Source organism: Vibrio sp. Makdt (assembly GCF_027587015.1).
Lineage (GTDB): Bacteria > Pseudomonadota > Gammaproteobacteria > Enterobacterales > Vibrionaceae > Vibrio > Vibrio chagasii_B.
In genome coordinates, this window is sequence record NZ_JAPPTH010000026.1 from 1 (window position 1) to 16,239 (window position 16,239).

A 16,239-nucleotide genomic window follows, 5' to 3' on the forward strand; every position below is an offset into this window, starting at 1 on the left:
ATAGCAAAACTTCCCTATATTTCCGAAGAAGTCTCTTTTGAAGATTTTCTAGAAGAATACCCTTACCTTCTAGATAATGTTAACATATTATTTGTTTCAGAAAAAGAAAGACAAAGGCATCTCGATAATGCCTACAAGCTTTATACTAATGGGTTTTATAGAAAGTCATTAGAAAAAAAAGATCTTTTGCCTCAACCTAATTATGCGAGAGTTACAAAGGCAATCTTTGGTAGAAGCATTATCCCACTAACGAACTATAGCAATATTAGTGCTTTAGAGAAGTATCAAATCAAACCAAATAGTAGTGACCGTAAATATAAGGCTATAAACCATTATACGGATAAAGATAAGGAGTCAATGTCTCAATCTTCGGTTACAGCCTTAATCTACATTATTAAACACATTCCAGTTAGCGCACAACTTGCAAAATTAGATAACCTTAACATTGATCCATCATTAATCACCCTGAAAAGGCTAAAAAACTTACATGATTTCAAGCCAGTAGGACGAACATTCAGCTTACCACCAATATTTGTCTTAAGATCAATGGAGAAAGCATTTGAGTTAAACCTTGGACAAAAGTTTAAAAAGGATGACTTATGGTATCCAGATTTAATAACTAGCAATGAACCCGTGTTAATGATTGACCTACTATTTGATACCATTTTAAAGTTTACAGAAGAAACAAAAGGGTTAAAAAGAAATAGCAGTCCATATAAAAACATAATTAAAAAGTCTACATTTATCAGCGATAAGCTGAAAGATTTAGGATTTAACAAGTTCCTTAATAGTAAAGGTTATGATCCTCATGAAGTAAACTCAGTTGTGTACTTTTACAAGGTTTTGATGGGTTCAGTTCATGTGTTGACGGGGACATTAAATGCTCGAAGAGTCAGTGAATTCATAAGCCTTCCACCTTTTGAAAATCTGGTTCCAAGTGATGAAAACCCATGGCTCAAAAATAATTCAGTAGCGTTTGCTGACTATAATTTAAGATTCTGGCCTGCAAAGACAGGGGTTGGCGGAAAAATTTCTTTGCTTGAATGTATAGAAAGACCAACTCCACTTATTATTGCCAAACTCATTTACAAAATAGAAAAATACAACATGCTATTTATTGAAAAAGGGTTGTACTCGAAAGAAAATATTGCCCTATTCAATGGGGTTTCATTCAATAATTTTAAGTTACACCCTTTGGACAATAAGCAATTTAATGAGGCTATAAGTTATTTTTGTGATTATATAAACACCCCAACGACAATAATAAATGGGACGATATATAGGTACTACATTCTTGAGCACGAACTAAGACGGTTTTTCGCACTCTTATTTTTTTGGTCTTCAGGAGATAAAAAAATGGACTCTCTACGATATCAATTAGCCCAAAGTGATGTTAAGCACTTATATAATTATATTTCAGAGTCTATTACTGGCGATGTGTTAAATAGCACTAAAGCAACTTACTTAGCATACACGTTTAGAAACTTGAATAGCACAGACTTGGAAAAGCTAAGTGTTGCACTTATAAATCAGTTCGGAGTCGATAGCATAAACCTCAAGTCGCAAATCGATTTTATGGAATTGTATTTCCCTAATGGTGCTCTAGACGAGGACTTCAATTTGAATATAGATTCAAAAGTTTTGATAGAGCAGTCTAAACTTGAAGGTCAAATTCAGTATCTTCTTGACCATGATATTATTACATTAGAACCAGAGTTTTTTAAGAATGAATCAAATGAAACCGCATTTAACTTCGTAATCAAAGTTAAGGATTTAGATAATGAATAGTAGAGATAGGAAGATTCAATCCATACACAATATGATGAGCTTACTTGCCTCAATTGAGTCACATCCTAAAAAATTCAGTAAAGATGAAAATTTAATGTCCATTCTTTCATCACAAACATCCCTAGCTAAAGCATCATTGCCCGGAAATGACTCCAGTGAATCAATTATTCCGATGTCTTTAAATACTCAAAAATCTTTATGTGCTCTGGAGTTCCTAGAGGGTTATAGTAAACTCGACAAGCAAAGGTTAAAAGCAATAGCAGCAATAAATAAAATCAAGAACAAAGGAAACAAGCGTAAAGAGCAAAGTACCATCACTACACTTGAGGTTAACCAGTCATTAATGTTAGAGAATTCTCTATATGCTCAAATTATTGACAAACTTAGGGGAGAACTGAAAAAAGCACTATTGTCTAGACCTGACAATCCTGAAGAAGAGTTTGAAAACATAAACAGAATAATTAACTTGCAATTACAGCATGTAAAATTAGCTAAGAAATCTTAAGGTTACTTATGACTGTTAGATATATTGAGAATCATGTTCTTTGGTATGGGTATAACCCATTAAATGATGAGTTAGATACTCTCAAGCCCATAACGAGATACCCCTTTATCATGTACCCAAATGGAATACCGTGCTATGAAGCAAACCTTTATATAAGAAAACTGGTTGAAGAAGGCGTATCTACATTCGGGAAGAAGGGTGGAACTTTACACGCTTACGCTTCTCAAATAAGCTTGCTCGTTGATTTTACTTATAACAATAATATCAGCCTATCCCAACTAACAGATTCTTTTTTTACGATATTTATTAATTCTCTTTCTGCTGAGAGACGAGCGGATAAAGTAACTGCAAAAAGAAAATACAACACCGTCATAAGCATTGGTAAAAGATGTTTGGATTTTTTAAAACTAGTGGAAGAGACCAATCATTTAAAATTTTTTATTGGTACGACGTCGGGACATGCTATAACCATTTCTGTTGAAAAAAGATCAAGGAAAATTGAGGGATATTCTGGAACTCATGACACATTCTCATATAAACACATCTCATTTCCAGATCCAAACGCCACAAATAAAAAGACACCTATATCAATAGATGTACATGATAAGTTGTTCAACTACCTAAGATCTAATAATAACATTCAAGTTAGAGAGCGTGACTTAGCTCTATTTCACGCTCTCGATCAATTGGGAGCTAGGAGGGCTGAAATCATTAACATACGTGTATCTGATATCAAGGATGCACTAAGATCAAACGACAAGTTCCCACGGTTGCGACTTATAAATTTGAAACAAAAAGATGCCGAGAGGAAAGAAAGGTATGTACCTGTATCTAGGGTGTTTCTTTCAGAGATATCAAATTATATAAGACGCTATAGACGCGTGCTTATAAAAAACAAATTAGGCAAAGCAAAAGCGAATGATCATGGGTATCTATTCGTAAGCACAACAACTGGAAAGCCCTTATCCGAGGACACATTAACGACATATTTTACAAATTGGCGTAATGCTCTAGGTATAGAAGAGGAACTACATGCACACTTGTTTAGACACACCTATGTTACGAATAAACTAATTGAAATAATTGAATCACGAGGCGATGTGAAAAATCCAGACGACTTTCAGCGCTTAATAGTCAACACAGAATGGTTCAAACGTCAGCTACAGGAATGGACAGGCCACAAATATCTTTCTTCCATGGAAGACTATATAAACCTTGCATTCGCTAGACGCTTTAAATTTGACGCTCAGTATAAAACTCTACAGATTCGGTCAGCTATTGAGTCAACAAAAAAGGCTATTGGTAGAATCAAATCAAATCTTGAGAGCGGCGCAGTCACCAATCATCAGGCTACTGAGGAAATTCAAACTATATTAAAAAGTTTGGAGTTAGATATTGCATAAAAAGGAGGCACTACGCCCCCTACTTATTTTAGACGCCCATTAGGCTTCTTTTAGTACTCTCACAAGATCAACAGGTGTATATTGCACAGACTTTAATACTTTACCTTTGCGTATTGTTGAACCTGTTTCATCGATTGAATCTTTGCTACACTTAATCAGGTATTTACCACTGTCAGCAACAAAAATCTCACCTGCAATTCCACGATTTTTATAGTGTTCAACAGTCGCCAAGGCTTCTTCTTCGCTAGACGCTGCCTTAGTCATATTTGATGCGTGGATAGCTCTCCAACAAGCTTCGTAAGGAATTTCTAGCGTTAACGCCGTAGCTAGTAGGATATCCACCATATGGGCTACAGCAGAGCTTTCCATGTCGTATTCACCAACTTGAGCTGTGCGACCGACCAACGTGTAAACGGCATCAAGAATTGCATCAGCTTGCTCTTCTTTATTCGTTGCTAATGCTAGCTCGACTAGCTCTTCAATGTGTAGTGCATTGTGAACATTACAATCATTCTCTGAAACTGGTTGATTTACAGGAAGCTGAAATGTAGTTCTGAAATCATTGATGTCTTGGCACATCTGTAACCAAAACTCTGGGCTAAGTGTTGAAAACTTAGAGGAAAACTCACGAAGCATAACTATCTCTTTAGGTTTAACTTTCCATTACTTTAACACATTTGACGTGGAGATAGTAAAACCGCAATACGTTATAGCATAAAGTGATGAAAACATACCCAACCCCCTTTGTTTTACTGGACCAATTTGAGTAAAAAGCATATCCACGAACATAAGAGTAATGAGCATCAAGTAATTAACACTCAACAGAAGGTATGACAATTTTCTTGACGGAACTTAGGCAGTTCAACAATTAATCTAAACTGGACAAAGCACTGAAGCACTCCATACCTTTTGACACTGGAATTGAGTCCCAGATTTACGCTCCTTTTCAATTAGTTATGGCGAGAGATGCAAAACATAGCTTTCACACCTACTCCCCAATATGCTTAAGCCACACACCACCCATCGGCCAACACCTCAGCCTGCTCTAACACAAGCTTAATCGCCTCTTCAGCAGCATCAGGCGGGTACTTCCATCTGCGCAGTAGTCGGCGAACTAGGTTACGCATACGAGCACGGACACTTTCCCGCTTCTGCCAATCTACCGTTGCAGACTTACGAAGCTGATGAGTCAGCTCTATAGCAAGCTTACGTAGGTTGTCATCCCCCAACTCTCGAACAGAAGACTCGTTCTCGATCAAAGCTCGATAGAATGCAATCTCATCAACAGATAAGTTTAACCTATCCAACATGGCCGCATCCTCCTGCATCTCTTTCGCCCATTGAATCAGCTCTTCAATAACCTGAGCCGTTTCAATATTGCGGTTGTGATACTTTTGAAGCGTGGTCATGATGCGATCAGAGTATTTCTTCTCCTGAATCACATCATTTTTCATGCGAGCTTTCACCTCATCACGTAGTAGCTTTTCTAATAGCTCTACTGCAAGGTTCTTCTCTTTCATGTTCTTGACGTCTTCAAGGAACTCTTCTGACAGCAAACCAATGTTCGGTTTGTCTAGCCCTACCATTGAAAAGATATCATCAACGCCATCGGCAACGACCGCATTGTTAAGGATTTGCTTAAGAGCGGTATTACGCTCTTCGTCGGTACGCTTTTTATCAACCGTTGAGTGCTTGATGAATGCAGCTTTTATCGCGGAGTAGAAAGCAATTTCGTTCTTGTAGCCGCCAGTCTCATCCATCGTGTTACATAGCGAGTAAGCCTTGGTAAGTGCCGCCATTACATCAAGAAAGCGTCGTTTACCATCTCGAACTTTTTTACCACTGCTATCGTTATGGGACAGACCGGATAAATGGTTCACAGCACCGGGCAACAATCGAAGTGCATCGGTTTCAAAATCAGGTCGATAATTGAAGGTGTGACCATCGACAGGTGTTGCGAACATGCCTCGAATGATATCAACCTTTTCCATCAACACTGCAAAGGCTTCTGCTGTGTCTACCGTTGGCTGACCTTTACCCTGACTGTTGGTATAAGTCTTGAGAGCATTTTTCAACTCGTTAGCAATACCGATGTAATCCACCACTAAGCCACCGGGTTTGTCTTTAAACACACGGTTTACTCGGGCGATAGCCTGCATCAAGTTATGGCCTTTCATCGGTTTATCGATGTACATGGTATGACAACACGGTGCATCAAAGCCTGTTAGCCACATGTCACGTACAATCACCAATTGAAGTTCGTCTTCGGTATCTTTGTAACGCTTCTCAAACAGCTTTTTTGTTTTCTTATCATGAATATGAGGCTGCATCTTTTCTTTGTCTGATGCACTACCTGTCATAACGATTTTGATTGCACCTTTTTCAGGATCATCGTTATGCCATTCAGGCTTTATTGCTACGATAGCATCATACAGGTCGACACAGATCTCACGGCTCATCGCCACAATCATCGCCTTGCCGGGGAATGTAGAAGTACGTGTTGTGAAATGATTAACGAGATCTTTTGCCACTTGCTTTATACGAGGTTCCGCACCAACAAGTTTCTCTAACGCAGCCCATTGTGATTTGATTTTTTCGCGGTCTGCGGTCTCTTCATCTTCACCAATTTCATCCTCTACTTCATCGTTAAGAGCTTCGATCTTGTCCTGATTGATATCAAGTTTCGCTAGGCGTGATTCGTAGTAAATCGGAACGGTTGCACCATCATCAACGGCATCTTGAATATCATAGATTGATACGTACTCGCCAAATACACCGCGAGTGTCTTTGTCATCCATGGCGATAGGAGTGCCTGTAAAGCCAATGAACGAGGCATAAGGCAAAGCGTCACGCATGTACTTAGAATAACCAAAAACGTACTTGTAGGCTTTTACAGCGCCATTTTCGTCTTTAACTTCAACCAGTTTGGAATTGTTACCATACTGACTTCGGTGTGCCTCATCCGAAACGACAACAATATTTGCTCTCTCCGATAAAACTGGATGCTCGGTTTCATCGGCCAATAGCGCAAATTTTTGTATGGTGGTGAAAATGATGCCGCCTGATTGACGGTTAAGTAATAACTCACGCAGGGCATCACGATCATCAGCTTGCTGTGGGATCTGTTTGAGCGTCTCTTGCGCCATGCCGAACGTGTTGTAGAGCTGACCGTCCAAATCATTTCGGTCTGTGACGACAACAATCGTTGGGTTGTTCATAGTTGGCTGCTGAAGCAGTTTGCTGGCGTAGCACACCATTGAGATACTTTTACCACTTCCTTGAGTGTGCCAAACAACACCTGCCTTACCACTTCCGGGTTTAATTTTGTCTAAGCCTTTTGTGGTTTGAACCTGATACTTTGCAATATTATCAGCCACTAAAGGTAAGTTGGCATCGGCTTGCTTCGCTTTTACTGTTGCTTCTACTGCCGCTCGAACAGCATGGAATTGGTGGTAACCAGCGATCTTCTTGATGATTTTGTCGTTGTCAGTTTCGAATAGGACAAAGTAGCGAATGTAATCAAGCAATAAATCAGGTTTAAAGAATCCCTTAACGACAGTTTCAAGCTGGTAATCCCAAAGTGGTTTATCATCTTCACCAGAAACGGTTTTCCAAGGTAAAAAACGTTCTTTGTTTGCAGTCAGAGATCCAATCCTCGCCGTCCAACCATCACTGACGACTAACGACTCGTTAAATGCAAACAGATCAGGGATCTCATCTTTGTAGGTTTGCAGTTGGTTGTATGCGTTCCAAATATCGGCGTGCTCATCTGCTGGGTTCTTTAACTCAACAACTGAGATAGGAAGGCCATTAATAAACACCACCACATCTGGTCGACGATTGCCCTTGGTGCCAGTAATAGTGAACTGATTAACAACTAGGAATTCGTTGTTATCTGGATTGATGAAATCCATTAAGCGAGCATGGGTATGTTTTGGAGTTAACTGACCATCTTCAATGGTAGTGTATTCAACAGGTACACCCTCAATCAAAAGCTTATGGAATGCGCGGTTATTTTTGATAAGCACGGGGGTTTCAGGTGTGCTTACCGTGTTCACAACCTGATTGAGAGTCTCTTCTGGCAATTCAGGGTTCAGCATCCCTAGCTGACTAAGCAAACGTTGTTTGAGAACTACCTGATGATAGTCATCACGCTCAGGGACGCCTGTAGCTGGGTTAACAGGGCCATCCGGTGCGATGTCATAGCCATTTTTATATTGGTAGCCAAGCTCTTTAAACCAATCAAGGCATTGTTGTTCTAGTTGGTCTTCTGTGATCATTAAGCCTTTATCCTAGTTATTTATTCCATGCACTCTTAATCAAACGTCCGGTTTGGTTATAAATTCCAACCTGCTCAACGTAGTGGTGGAAATCCCTATTTTCAGTGACTATTCGGTTTGCAGATTGCCAATCGACGTTGACTCTCTCTTGAGCTGGAATGAGTATTTGGCTATCAAACAAAGATTCAGTATCAAGGATCAGCACGCCAATCCCATGTAAGCTCGACAGCATTTGCAGCTCACCTTCTACGTCGCCATTTAGGCCAGTCGCCACAAGGTAGCCGAAATTAGCCCAACTCGAATTTGATACCGCTTGGAAAAAGTATTTTCGTACATTGCCTTTGGTAAGGTGCTTCTTCACTTCAAAAGACCAAAGCCGAACTGAGCTATGATTGCCACTGCGCACACAGCTCCTCACAATTTCATCCCAACCTTGGTCAAGCGGCTCTAACGCCACGATATCAGGGTGTAGCCAGTGGTTACCCCCGTTGCCGTGAGAGTTTTTAGACTTACGCTCATCAATTCGCTGGCAGTAGAGACCCAGATCTTTACTGAGGTAGTCTATGAGCATAGGGTACAAGTCATGTTCACTGAAGCTTTGTGAAACAAGGGGGGTGTCAATTTCCGGCTCATCGGCTTCGTCTTGGATATCATCAAGAGAAGATAAATTAGGATTCTCATCCCAATAATAGATTCTTGGGCGGGGTTTATCGCGAGTTGCTACATTGGCACACGCCTTTTGTGCTCTGCGAGTTCGTTGTCCGCCAACCTCGGCGGCCAACTGTGCAATCAAGCGTTCTTCGGTATCGTAGCGTGGGTTCGTTTGCTTCTCAGCGATTTCTTCTGGGTATCGAATTAAAAACTCTTTAGCCAAATCCCGAGCAGTAAACTTCTTGTCGGGATTCGCCTTGAGCGTTTCGATAATCATTTCTACTCGGGTTGCCATTACTCGACCTCAGCTAATTCTTGAGCCTGTCCTAACTCGATTTCGCCGGAAAGCAATTTAGGAAGTAGCGTGTCACGTAGGTCTTCAAGAACTGTATTTTGAGCATTATTTTTCGCTGCCATATCGACTAGATTACTAGCTACAGCACTGTACTTTTCTAGCAGCTCTCGTGGCGGGGTCAAAATCTTAACCTTACGAAGCTCAGCTTGCTTGATGCCTAATGCAGTTGTACCTGAAGCTCGACCTTCCATATCTGCCTTTGCTTTTGTTGTTTGAAGCCAGTTAAACAAAAATTCTGGACTACAAACATCACTATTAGCTCTGAGGCCGTATAGTCGTTGGCTTAAGCAAAAATCTTCTGAACCATCAAAAAAGTACAGTTCGCCCATAGGCGCTTCAGAAGTCATGATGATGTCACCTTTAACAAGCGGCTCTTTCATCCATTTCTTGTATGTAGCTTCATCGATAAAACGAATTGTGTCTGGGCGAACAATCTTTTTTGATTTAATATTTTTTGCTGATATCGCTGGGTAACCTTCCTCGACCCAATCACTACCTAACTTCTTGGGTGTTTTGCCACGATGATCGATAATCATAGATGTGTGACTGTCCAGTGTTCCAACTTCCCAACCTTCCGGGATCAACCCTAGCTCAGACTCAACTAGCTTTTCTGGGAATAGCGAGGTAGTCGCAGCATCCATACCTTCTGGCTGTTTGCCATTCATTTTGGCTTTAACTGGATCGAAATCGACAAACCATGATTTAAAGATAGTTTGCGCCATTTCCTCAAGGGTTTGGTTGGTTTCTGAATTGAGCATTAGCTTTCGATCATAGCCCTTCAAAACATCAACTATTTTCCGTTGTTCCGAGAGTGGTGGTACTTGTATAGGAAAACTAGGTAGTTCTTTTAATGCAATTCGATCAACTGTCGCCCCATGAATTGTTTTTGAGCGAATAGTCTCTTGAAATGCAGGCGATTGATATGCGTATAGAAGATACTCAGGCAATATTTTAGAGCGGTCAGGACGCAACAGTCCCATTCGTCGCCCCAAACAAGCTGTTACCCCTGCGGGCATCATTGCTACTTCACCAAGCCTTGTTTCATAGGAGAACAAAATATCACCTTCTTCAGGTGTTACTCTACGTGTCCACTTTACGAAATCTTCGTCACTGACATGAGCTGATTTAGATAGATCTAATTTGCCATTTTCTAAGCTAGATATGCTTAAAAAATATGGGCCTGCTTCTATTTTCTTTGGTGTTGCATGAGGGCCATCAAATACTTGTGCAATATCACCAACTGTTAGAGTTTGATTACAACTCATAACCCAACCCCACTAGATTTTTCTTGATTTCAGCCTCTAGCATTGCTGATTCTGCAAACTGCTCGCCTAACTTTTCCGTCAAGGTTGCCATTTTTTCAGCAAAAGGAACACCATCGTCCTCTTCCTCAGCAGCACCTACGTAACGACCGGGAGTTAGAACAAAATCATGCTTAGTGATTTCTTCGAGCGTTGCTGATTTGCAGAACCCCGCTTGGTCTTCATAGCCAACATCATGCACTTCTTCGCCTGTTTTCCATGCGTGGTATAGATCAGCTACTTTCCGAATGTCATCAAAACTAAAGTCCCGTAGAACACGGTCTTTCATGTAGCCAAGGTTACGGGCGTCAATAAACAGCACTTCACCTTTACGAGCACGTAGCTTACGACCTGCTTTATCAGTACGAGCTGTTTTGTTCTTCGTTAAGAACCAGATACATGCTGGGATCTGCGTGTTGGTAAACAGTTGACCGGGCAACGCGACCATACACTCAACAAGGTCGTTCTCGATAAGCGCTTTACGGATTTCACCTTCATTGTTGGTTGTCGAACTCATCGAGCCGTTTGCCAATAGAAGCGCCTGAGAGCCATCAGGAGCAAGATGATGAAGCATGTGCTGCATCCATGCGAAGTTCGCATTACCTGACGGTGGTTGGCCATATTTGAAGCGCGGATCATTATCATCAACACCCGTATTCCACTCTTTCATGTTAAATGGAGGGTTAGCCATGATGAAATCAGCACGTAAATCAGGATGTTGTACATTGGTGTAGGTACTTGCTGGCTCTTTACCGAAGTCGTAATCAAGACCACGGATCGCCATGTTCATCGCCGCTAGTTGCCACGTTGTATGATTGTATTCTTGACCATAGATAGAGATCTTCTGCTTCTGCGTTAGCGCATCGACTTTCTTCTCATTAGCATGACGCTCAATGAACTTCTCTGATTGTACAAAGAAACCGCCTGAACCCATTGCAGGGTCATATACTCGACCTTCAAACGGTTCAATCATCTCAACGATTAGCGTTACGATAGAGGCTGGCGTATAGAACTGACCACCTTTTTTACCTTCAGCCAGAGCAAATTGACCAAGCATGTATTCGTATACGTGGCCGAGGATGTCTTTACTGTTTAGGTCAGCATGAACAAACGGGATAGTCGCTATCAAGTTGATAAGCTCGTTCAACTTGGCCTGATCTATTTTTAAACCAGAGTATGACTTGTTTAGTACACCTTTCAATTTCGGGTTATCACGCTCGATACCTTCTAGAGCATTATCGATTAGGTGACCTACTGAAGTAATCTTCTTAGCTTTACCGTCAATCTCAAGGTCGGCACCACCAATAACCAGTGGTGCGTTATCTTGTAGGAACTGCCAACGAGATTCCGTAGGTAGCCAAAACACGTTCTTCTCAGTGTAGAAATCCCGTTGCTCTAACTCGATAGCAATCTCTTCAGCTAACTCTTCTTCTGAGAAGTCAGCCGGATCTAGGTAATATTCATGCTCAGGGTTAGCAAGTTCAGCTTTAATCTCGTCCTGACGCAGCTTAAACGCATCAGAGACGTATTTGACGAAGATTAAGCCAAGCACAGCGTGTTTGTATTGCGCTGCATCGAGAGTGGAACGTAGCTTGTCTGCCGCTGTCCAGAGCTTGCTTTCAAGCTCTTTAAGGAATTGTTGTTCTTGTTGGTTCATTTCGGTGTTCTTTAAAACGAAAAATTTTTGCCATGATACCACCCAAGCCTCAAAAGTCCTTGATTTATGCCTTACTTAGAAGTGGATTTTATGAAGTAAGGAGCACATCATGGTCGCTTGGAACAAAGGTAAACGAGTTGGTCAGAAGAAAGCGTTCAAATTAGAGGATATTTGGCGTATTCGAATTCGTTTGGAGCTGGAAGAACGACTGTTCGAGTTAGCGCTTTTTAACCTTGCTATCGATAGTAAGCTTCGGTCTTGCGACTTACGGAATTTGAAAGTGCAAGATGTCAGTCGCAGTGGTTGTGTGATGTCCAGAACCATCGTTAAACAGCAGAAAACTCACCAAGAAGTTCACTTCGAGATCACTCCCAAGACGCAGCAGACGTTGTCGCAATGGATCATTAAGAATGCGTTGTCACCAACCGACTTCTTGTTTCCTAGTCCACGCAGAGAGGGTCAGCCGATTTCGTATCACTACTACACAACTTTAGTAAATAAATGGGTGACTGATATCGGCCTAGACAAAACGCAATACGGGACGCACTCATTACGACGTACCAAAGCATCTTTGATCTACGCCAAAACCAAGAACTTACGTGCTATCCAGTTGCTTCTTGGTCATGCTAAGTTAGAAAGTACAATTGAATACCTTGGTGTTGAAATTGAAGATGCGCTAAGGATTTCAGAGAGTTGTGAGACTTGAGGAGCCGTTATGCAATGCCCCGAATGTGAGAATCACTTTGGCTGGGACTGGATTGAAGACGAATGCATTGAACCAAACGAAGAGTTTGATTGCCCAAGTTGTGGCGTCGCGCTGCGTTACACCATTGATGAGGGCACCTACTTCGGTGCGCAACATAAGACCGTTGAGGTTGTAGATGAGTAATTCACTACCTGATAAAGAGCTATTCGTTGAGTGCCCTCAATGTAAAAAGGATATCAAACAGAAAAACCTTAAACGCCACCTTAGAAAAATACATGGCGAAAAAATAGCGTCTATTCAACCAACATCCTCCTCAGTAACGCCAAGTACCAGCAGAAGAACATCTAGAACAGAGCGTATAAACGCTCTGTTTTCAAAGATAAATCAAGGGCAATACGATAACCAAGATAGTCTAGTTAGGCTTATGAAAAATGCTGAAGCTAAAGGCGAACAAACAATACTGAAAGCAGTACAACAACGTTTACGAAAAGTATTTCCCAAGCTTTACCGTCGATATGTAGGCCCAATAACACTGCGAGACCCATTAGGTAGTAAAAATTGTTACTGCGCCAAACCTACATCACTCCACAATATAGCACACGACATTTTAAACATGACCATCCCTACAGAAGCATTACAGTGCGACCTTTGCTGGGACGAAGACATTACAGTCGCGTGGGGTGTATATGGGCCTTTTGGAGCAAAAGTGATTGATAAACACACATGGACGACTACTTGCCACGAGCGTGGCGATGTCAAGTACGCTACTCACTAAGAATATAATTTATAAGGCTTAATTAAAAAAATGAACAATATAACCTTTGCTTGTCGTGACGAGTTCAAACGAGAAACCGTAGCAGAAAAAGTAGCTCTATTGCTTGAGTCGTCAATAGATATCTCCCCAATGGTCGTTGACGGTGGATGGGGAACCGGAAAAACGGAGTTCTGCCATAAACTAATCAACTTAATGAAAGGCAGAGATTCGCATCATCTGATTTACGTTGATGCATTTCAGGCTGATCATGCCGATGAACCTTTGCTAACAATACTAGCTGAAATCTTGAAAGTTCTACCTGAAGGTGAGCAGCGAGACAGCTTCGTACAAAAAGTCTTACCAACCGTTAGGTATGGTCTAAAAACTTTAGCAAAAGCAGGTGTTGCCCATGTATTAAAACAAGATACAGAAACTGTCCTTGATGGATTTGATAAAGAGATCCAGAAAGTAGCAGACAAAGCGATAGATTCATCCGTAGAGTCGCTGTTAAAAGATCATATAAAGGCTAATGAAAGCCTAGAAGCTCTACAAAAAATGATGGCTGATATTACGGAAGAAAAGCCTATTGTAGTATTCATCGATGAACTAGATCGGTGTCGACCTGACTTTGCAGTGAATATACTCGAAGTAATTAAGCACACATTCCCTGTGTCTGGTGTTCAGTTTGTCCTAGTGACCAACTCGACCCAACTAAAAGCCTCGATTAATCATCGATATGGTGACAGTGTTAACGCTCAACAATATCTCGATAAGTTCCTCAAGTTTACTTTCGTATTACCAAACACTTTCTCTGATCATGTAGGTATGAATAAATCTTTGGCTTCAGTTCGACACTATCAAAATTTGGTAGAACAAAGTACGATTCTAAATGCTAGTAAGCTATCAGAAAATGCCGAGTTTGATTTCATAAGACATATCATCAAAGAGCAACGATTATCATTGCGTGAAGTTGAAACTCTGGTCAGATATCTCGAGGTTTACCAGCACCTTACTGCTGGAGAACATTTGGCCTCAAGTGTTGCATTCGGATATCGGCTACTAAGGTTATTCGGTGTTGTACTCTTTTGCTTTAATAAACAGTTGGCGAGTTCGCTCACTCAATCAAAAGGTGATGCGAAAAAGCTTGCAGAATACTTAGGCGAGCATCAAATAGTCCCAATCCGGGAAGGCGGTCTTGAAGCTGCTCATCACCAAGTTGTTTTAACAATGATCGCTCAAGAGTGTTTTTATAACTCTGCGCTTTTCAAAGCAGAAGAAGGACAACATGAATCTGAGTGGGAACAACTCATTAATCAATACTTTATCAAAGGTGGCTTCCCCCCACGTGAAGGAGAACGTTCAAGAATAGTGGTGGAAGCTATTCAAACTCTGAATCTAATGTAGCACTCTATTTAGATTAGCTTCTAAGTCGCTTTTGTTCCAATGGTGAGGAAACCGAATCAGAGAACGCACTCAGGAAGGGCTTAATAGCGCGAAAAATGAAGGTAAGAAGCTAGGTAGACCAGCAGCAAAAGATACCACTAAAAATGTACAGCGATGCAAAGCAGAGGGATTGTCTCAAAGCGCTACAGCGAAAGAGTTAGGTATCGGTATCTCACAGTTAAGCGTCATTGGAATAAGTAGTAGAAAGCTAGGGTCACCTAGCTTCTTTCCATTTCATACTCTTCAATCATTTCTTCAAAAACTCTTAGGACGTAGCCTTCCATAATTAGCTTGTCGCTTAAAGCTTTATAGCAGGATTCATCTGATAGCTCATCTACAGAGATAACGGTTGTATCTTGTGGTGGGTTCGCTCTGAATGTTGTCCGAGCTGGCTCTGGTAACTCATCGCAAAAAATAGTGCATTGAACATCAATTGGCTTATCAGTCTTCAACAGTACGCATTCATCCGCCTCCAGCTCAGTTTGTGCTTGAAGACGATTTACTTTCCATTTGATGTAGTAGTTCTTAGTATCTGAAGATACCCATAAATCCGGCATTGATACATTGTTATAGCTAGGAAGTATGAGGGAGAATTTATCTTCGTACTTACGTACTGATTTGGGTTCTGGTGGATATTTGTTATCAGGTACTTTGATTGATAACCCTTTGTAGCGAGGGATTGTAAGTACAACAGAAACCCCACTAGCTAAGATACTACTATCATTAGAGATGTTTAAGTAAAGAATCTCAGCCCCAGCCCACTCCTTTAATACATCTGCTCGCTCTCGGTATAAGCTCTTATTTAGTTGATCACCAAAGGGAGATCTGTGGATGGCCTGCATCGTACGGAAAATAGAAGCGTTGTGACCATAGATAGCTTCATCAAATATAGGCTCTTCTTGATCTGGAATGCTATCTCTATCTGGAAGACAGACTAGCTTACCTCGTACAGTGAATTCTGAATCTAACTTCTCTCTATCGCCATTCAGTAGAAAGCAACTGAGTACGGGATACTTTGGTAGCTCTGCTTTTTTTGTGTCGATGAAGTCTTTACCAAGGGTGACAGCTACGTGATACACCATGCCCGCAAGAACAAGTAAGATGCCCACTGTGGGATCACTCGAAGCATTAAGAACAGAGCGAAGAATTTCGGACTTGCCTACATACTCTTCGAATAGTGCCACTACCACTGCATGAAGAAAGTTCACCTGTGACTCAACTATAAGACCTATACCAGTAAGGACGACAGCCTTAGCTATAGTGTTGTAAGCCTTGGGTCTGATTAGGTTTAGAACTCGCTCTGCTATATCTAGCCAATCATTTACTTTCTCTTGCATTGAGCCTCGATGACATCATGTTCAATCCGATGAATATAGACTACCCCAGAAAGAATGAT

At 41.1% G+C, this 16,239-nt stretch carries 13 protein-coding genes; 7 read left to right on the top strand and 6 right to left on the bottom strand.

Going from position 1 to position 16,239, the window contains the following annotated elements; genetic code table 11:
- The 3 genes from OH460_RS22690 to OH460_RS22700 form a co-directional block, all read left to right on the top strand.
- Positions 1-1,788 (top strand): site-specific recombinase (locus tag OH460_RS22690; RefSeq protein WP_269999593.1); only part of this gene is annotated, 1,788 nt, incomplete at its 5' end.
- The gene (locus tag OH460_RS22695) at positions 1,781-2,293 is read left to right on the top strand and encodes a hypothetical protein (protein WP_269999594.1); all 513 of its coding nucleotides are present in this window, start codon (positions 1,781-1,783) and stop codon (positions 2,291-2,293) included. The genes OH460_RS22690 and OH460_RS22695, both read left to right, overlap by 8 nt.
- 8 nt (positions 2,294-2,301) lie before the next feature.
- Entirely contained in the window at positions 2,302-3,696 is a 1,395-nt protein-coding gene (locus OH460_RS22700) for a tyrosine-type recombinase/integrase (RefSeq protein ID WP_269999595.1), read from the top strand.
- A gap of 39 nt (positions 3,697-3,735) precedes the next feature.
- Here OH460_RS22700 and OH460_RS22705 read toward each other — a convergent pair whose 3' ends face one another.
- The 5 genes from OH460_RS22705 to OH460_RS22725 all read right to left on the bottom strand — a co-directional run bounded on the left by OH460_RS22705 (position 3,736) and on the right by OH460_RS22725 (position 11,940).
- Positions 3,736-4,332, bottom strand: coding sequence for a nucleoside triphosphate pyrophosphohydrolase family protein (locus OH460_RS22705; protein ID WP_269999596.1), 597 nt, complete (start codon positions 4,330-4,332; stop codon positions 3,736-3,738).
- Between the two features lie 368 nt (positions 4,333-4,700).
- Entirely contained in the window at positions 4,701-7,976 is a 3,276-nt protein-coding gene (locus OH460_RS22710) for a type I restriction endonuclease subunit R (RefSeq protein ID WP_269999598.1), read from the bottom strand.
- Between the two features lie 16 nt (positions 7,977-7,992).
- Positions 7,993-8,922, bottom strand: coding sequence for a COG2958 family protein (locus OH460_RS22715; protein ID WP_269999599.1), 930 nt, complete (start codon positions 8,920-8,922; stop codon positions 7,993-7,995).
- Positions 8,922-10,247 (bottom strand): restriction endonuclease subunit S, encoded by a 1,326-nt coding sequence (locus OH460_RS22720; protein ID WP_269999600.1) that lies wholly within the window; start codon positions 10,245-10,247, stop codon positions 8,922-8,924. The genes OH460_RS22715 and OH460_RS22720 overlap by 1 nt, the downstream gene beginning before the upstream one ends.
- Complete coding sequence (locus OH460_RS22725) at positions 10,237-11,940, bottom strand: class I SAM-dependent DNA methyltransferase (RefSeq protein ID WP_269999601.1); 1,704 nt, start codon at positions 11,938-11,940, stop codon at positions 10,237-10,239. Before OH460_RS22725 ends, OH460_RS22720 begins: the two co-directional genes overlap by 11 nt.
- A gap of 109 nt (positions 11,941-12,049) precedes the next feature.
- On the opposite strand from OH460_RS22725, the gene OH460_RS22730 reads away from it, so the two are divergent.
- From OH460_RS22730 to OH460_RS22745, 4 genes are read left to right on the top strand one after another with little or no spacing between them, the layout of a single operon-like run.
- Positions 12,050-12,646 (top strand): tyrosine-type recombinase/integrase, encoded by a 597-nt coding sequence (locus OH460_RS22730; protein ID WP_269999602.1) that lies wholly within the window; start codon positions 12,050-12,052, stop codon positions 12,644-12,646.
- Positions 12,647-12,655: 9 nt separating this feature from the next.
- Complete coding sequence (locus OH460_RS22735; protein WP_198599911.1) at positions 12,656-12,829, top strand: hypothetical protein; 174 nt, start codon at positions 12,656-12,658, stop codon at positions 12,827-12,829.
- Entirely contained in the window at positions 12,822-13,421 is a 600-nt protein-coding gene (locus OH460_RS22740) for a hypothetical protein (RefSeq protein ID WP_269999603.1), read from the top strand. Before OH460_RS22735 ends, OH460_RS22740 begins: the two co-directional genes overlap by 8 nt.
- 30 nt (positions 13,422-13,451) lie before the next feature.
- Positions 13,452-14,804, top strand: coding sequence for a KAP family P-loop NTPase fold protein (locus tag OH460_RS22745; protein WP_269999605.1), 1,353 nt, complete (start codon positions 13,452-13,454; stop codon positions 14,802-14,804).
- Positions 14,805-15,061: 257 nt separating this feature from the next.
- Here OH460_RS22745 and OH460_RS22755 read toward each other — a convergent pair whose 3' ends face one another.
- Positions 15,062-16,180 carry a hypothetical protein gene (locus tag OH460_RS22755; protein WP_269999607.1) on the bottom strand — a complete coding sequence of 373 codons (1,119 nt, stop codon included), beginning with the start codon at positions 16,178-16,180 and terminating at the stop codon, positions 15,062-15,064.
- Positions 16,181-16,239: the final 59 nt, after the last annotated feature.

What these genes read in the sequence shown, in the direction of transcription:
- OH460_RS22755 (WP_269999607.1), bottom strand. Translation starts at nt 16,180, where the DNA reads ATGCAAGAGAAAGTAAATGATTGGCTAGATATAGCAGAGCGAGTTCTA.
- OH460_RS22695 (WP_269999594.1), top strand. Translation starts at nt 1,781, where the DNA reads ATGAATAGTAGAGATAGGAAGATTCAATCCATACACAATATGATGAGC.
- OH460_RS22740 (WP_269999603.1), top strand. Translation starts at nt 12,822, where the DNA reads ATGAGTAATTCACTACCTGATAAAGAGCTATTCGTTGAGTGCCCTCAA.
- OH460_RS22730 (WP_269999602.1), top strand. Translation starts at nt 12,050, where the DNA reads ATGGTCGCTTGGAACAAAGGTAAACGAGTTGGTCAGAAGAAAGCGTTC.
- OH460_RS22710 (WP_269999598.1), bottom strand. Translation starts at nt 7,976, where the DNA reads ATGATCACAGAAGACCAACTAGAACAACAATGCCTTGATTGGTTTAAA.
- OH460_RS22715 (WP_269999599.1), bottom strand. Translation starts at nt 8,922, where the DNA reads ATGGCAACCCGAGTAGAAATGATTATCGAAACGCTCAAGGCGAATCCC.
- OH460_RS22705 (WP_269999596.1), bottom strand. Translation starts at nt 4,332, where the DNA reads ATGCTTCGTGAGTTTTCCTCTAAGTTTTCAACACTTAGCCCAGAGTTT.
- OH460_RS22725 (WP_269999601.1), bottom strand. Translation starts at nt 11,940, where the DNA reads ATGAACCAACAAGAACAACAATTCCTTAAAGAGCTTGAAAGCAAGCTC.
- OH460_RS22735 (WP_198599911.1), top strand. Translation starts at nt 12,656, where the DNA reads ATGCAATGCCCCGAATGTGAGAATCACTTTGGCTGGGACTGGATTGAA.
- OH460_RS22720 (WP_269999600.1), bottom strand. Translation starts at nt 10,247, where the DNA reads ATGAGTTGTAATCAAACTCTAACAGTTGGTGATATTGCACAAGTATTT.
- OH460_RS22700 (WP_269999595.1), top strand. Translation starts at nt 2,302, where the DNA reads ATGACTGTTAGATATATTGAGAATCATGTTCTTTGGTATGGGTATAAC.
- OH460_RS22745 (WP_269999605.1), top strand. Translation starts at nt 13,452, where the DNA reads ATGAACAATATAACCTTTGCTTGTCGTGACGAGTTCAAACGAGAAACC.